Annotated in this window: 4 protein-coding genes; 1 reads left to right on the plus strand and 3 read right to left on the minus strand. The window is 71.3% G+C overall.

Annotation, left to right across the window (positions count from 1 at the left end; translation table 11 throughout):
• On the minus strand, nt 1-629 hold a 629-nt coding region (locus Q7W29_07660), incomplete at its 3' end, for an MFS transporter (GenBank protein ID MDO9171690.1).
• A gap of 175 nt (nt 630-804) precedes the next feature.
• On the opposite strand from Q7W29_07660, the gene Q7W29_07665 reads away from it, so the two are divergent.
• Nucleotides 805-2,334, plus strand: coding sequence for an amino acid permease (locus tag Q7W29_07665; protein MDO9171691.1), 1,530 nt, complete (start codon nt 805-807; stop codon nt 2,332-2,334).
• On the opposite strand, the gene Q7W29_07670 is transcribed toward Q7W29_07665, so the two are convergent.
• Entirely contained in the window at nt 2,217-3,113 is an 897-nt protein-coding gene (locus tag Q7W29_07670; protein MDO9171692.1) for an OmpA family protein, read from the minus strand. The genes Q7W29_07665 and Q7W29_07670 overlap by 118 nt on opposite strands.
• A gap of 15 nt (nt 3,114-3,128) precedes the next feature.
• On the minus strand, nt 3,129-3,620 hold a 492-nt coding region (locus Q7W29_07675), incomplete at its 5' end, for a MotA/TolQ/ExbB proton channel family protein (protein ID MDO9171693.1).

Here is a 3,620-nt window from a genome sequence, read left to right on the forward strand (position 1 = left end):
CCCGCCGCGGCCGCGACGGCCGGCCGGTCGGTCGGCGGCCGCGGCAGCGCGGCGCGGTGGTAGAGCCACATCCCCCCGTACAGGACCGCCGCGCCCGCGAAGACCGCCGACCAGGCGCCCGCGACGCCGCGCGGCCCGCCCTCGAGGCGCCCGGCGACGGTCACCAGCAGCCCCGAGCCGAAGATCATCGCCGCGCGGTAGAACAGCGTGCGCACGCCGACGAAGTACGCCTGCGCGCGCTCGTCCAGCGCGTGGAGGTAGAACCCGTCGGCCGCGATGTCGTGCGTGGCCGAGACCAGGGCCGCCAGCGTGAAGGCGGCCAGCGACCAGGCGAAGAAGCCCGGCGAGGCCACCGTCGCCGCCACGGCGGCGAGGCAGACCGCCTGGACGACCTGCGTGCGCAGGATCCAGGCACGCTTGGTCGAGCGCGTGTCCACCAGCGGCCCCCAGAGCATCTTCAGGACCCAGGGCAGGTAGAGCAGGCTGGTCCACAGCGCGATGCTGGCGTTGCCCACGCCCAGCTTCTTGTAGAGGATCACCGAGACCGTGTTGACCAGGACGTAGGGCACGCCCTCGGCGAAATAGAGCGAGGGCACGAAGATCCAGGGCGAGCGCTGCGGTCGCGTCACGAGGCCTCCCGGTCGTTGGGCGGTGCGCGCCGATCTTGGCGGGGCGGCGGGGGGATGGCAACCGGGATCTGCGCCGCGCGCCCCACTCCCCGCTTGCCAAACCGTCGCGCCCCGCTTCCAATGGGGGCCACGTCCGCGCGGGCCGCTCCGCCCGCCGGCGATCCGGAGGTACGGCATGCACGATCGCAAGGCGGCGGGCGCATCGGGGGACACATCAGCGGGTGCGTCCGGGTTCAAGCGGGACATCCGCCTCTTCGACGCGGTGATGATCGTCGTGGGCGTGATGATCGGCTCGGGCATCTTCATCGTCAGCGCCGACATCGCCCGCAGCGTGGGCTCGACGGGCTGGCTGCTGGCGGTCTGGCTGTTCAGCGGCCTGGTGACGCTGCTGGGCGCGGCCTGCTACGGCGAGCTGGCGGCGCTGATGCCGCAGGCCGGCGGCCAGTACGTCTACCTGCGGGAGTCGTTCGGACGGCTGACCGGCTTCCTCTACGGCTGGACGCTGTTCATGGTGATCCAGACCGGCTCGATCGCGGCGGTGGGCATGGCCTTCGCCAAGCACCTCGCGCTGCTGGTCCCGTCGCTGGGCGAGCAGCAGGTGCTGCTGTCGGTCGGCGGCCTGGACGTCAGCGCGGCGCAGCTGGTCGCCATCGCCAGCATCGCGCTGCTGACCTGGCTCAACACGCTCGGCCTGCGCGAGGGCAAGCTCGTCCAGGACAGCTTCACCGTGGCCAAGGTGGCGGCCCTGCTCGTGCTGGTGGTCTGCGGCCTCGCGCTGGCGCGGCACTCCGGAGCGATCGCCGCCAACTTCCACGACATGTGGTCGGCGAGCCGGGTCGTGGTGGGCGCCGACGGGTCGGTCACGCGCGAGGCGCTGACCGGGATCGGCCTGCTGATGGCCCTGGGCGCGGCCTCGGTCGGCTCGCTCTTCGCCTGCGACGCCTGGAACAACGTCACCTTCACCAGCGGCGAGACGGTGAACCCTCAGCGCACGATCACGCGCGCCCTGGTCATGGGCGTCGCCGTGGTGGTCGTCATCTACATGCTGACCAACCTGGTGTACGTGCTGGCCCTGCCGGTGGCCGGCCTCCCCGGCGCCGCGGACGTCGCCGGCCGCGGCCTGCAGTTCGCGACCGCCGACCGCGTCGGCACCGCGGCCGCCTCGACGATCCTCGGCCCGGTCGCCGCCGCGATCATGGCGGTGCTGGTGATGGTCAGCACCTTCGGCTGCAACAACGGCATGATCCTCACCGGCGCCCGCGTCTACTACGCGATGGCGCACGACGGCCTCTTCTTCCGCAGCACCGGCCGCCTGAACCGCCGCCGCGTGCCCGCCGCCGCGCTGGTCATGCAGGGCGTCTGGGCCTGCCTGCTCTGCCTGACCGGGCGCTACGGCGACCTGCTGGACTACGTCATCTTCGCGGTGCTGATCTTCTACGCGCTGTCGGTGGCGGGGATCTTCGTGCTGCGCCGGCGGCGCCCGACGGCCGAGCGGAGCTGGCGCGCGCCGGGCTACCCGGTGCTGCCGGCCCTGTACGTGCTGGCCGCCGTGGCGATCTGCGTGGACCTGCTGATCGTGAAGCCCCGCTACTCGTGGCCGGGGTTGATCATCGTGGGGCTGGGGGTGCCGGTGTTCTGGCTCTGGGGCAGGCTGTCCCCGCTCCCGGGCGCCGCCTCCGCGCCGCCCGACGACCAGGGCATCTGACCGTCCTGGTAGAGGACGGTGATGCTGATGCGGCGGTTGCCGACGTCGGTGGGATCCTCGGGGTGGCGCAGCCGCGTGTCGGCGTAGCCGCTCACCTCGGCCACCTGGGTCTCGGCGAGGCCGTGGGCGATCATGTAGCGGCGGGCGCAGTTGGCGCGCTCGGTCGACAGCTCCCAGTTGCCGTAGCCGGTGCCGGCGGGGTAGGGGCGGCTGTCGGTGTGCCCCTCGATCACGAGCCGGTTCGGCAGCTTGCTGAGCTGCCGCGCCAGGACCTGGAGCACCTCCTCGGCGGCCGCGCTGAGGTTGGCGCTGCCCACGTCGAAGAACAGCGAGTTCGACATCTCGACCATCTGGATGTTGAGCCCCGAATCGGTCATCTTGATCTCGACCTGCTTCATGATCTGCTCGAAGTGCTCCATGCCGGACAGCTGCTCGCGCAGCTCGGTGGCCGCCTCCTCCAGCAGGCGCTTCGCCTCCGCCTGCATCCCCTCCATGATCCCCTGGCCCGACTCGGGCAGGATCGACTGGCCGCCGAGCGGCCCGCCGGCGCCCGAGGCGCTGAAGGCGCCCGGGTCGCGGAAGTAGCCGGCCACGGCCTCCTTCACGGCCTGATCCTGGTTGACGATCCACAGCACGATGAACAGCGACATCATCGAGGTGATGAAGTCGGCGTACGCCACCTTCCAGGCGCCCCCGTGGTGGCCTTGCCCGACGACCTTCTTGATGACGATGATGGGCTGCAGCGGCTGGTCGCCGCCCTTGCCCTTCTGCTCCGCCATGCCCGGGATCCTTCCCTAGCCGCGCGACGCGCGGCACGCCTCTTCGAGTTCGCTGAACGAGGGGCGGATGTCGGTCTCGATGGTGCGCCGCGCGAACTCCACCGCCACGGCCGCGGGCAGCATCTTCCAGAAGGCGACCAGCGCCGTCGGCATCACGAGGTCGTAGCGCGATTCGTGCTGGGCCAGCAGCTCCATGTTCGTGACGATCGGCCCGAACACGCCGTAGGAGAGCAGGATGCCCAGGAAGGTGCCGGTGAGAGCCGCGGCCACCTTGTGGCCGATCTCCGCCGCGGGGCCGTCAATGTGGGCCATGGTGATGACGATGCCGAGCACGGCCGCCACGATGCCCAGGCCCGGCAGCGCGTCGGCGACCTTCGTCAGCACGTTGATCGGCTGGTGCTCCTCGGCGTGCCGCGTCTCGATGTCCGCGTCCATGAGCGCCTCGAGGTCGTGCGCGGGCAGGTTCGAGGAGATGATCAGCCGGATCGTGTCGCAGAGGAAGGCCAT

The organism is bacterium (genome assembly GCA_030654305.1).
Taxonomy (GTDB): domain Bacteria; phylum Krumholzibacteriota; class Krumholzibacteriia; order LZORAL124-64-63; family LZORAL124-64-63; genus PNOJ01.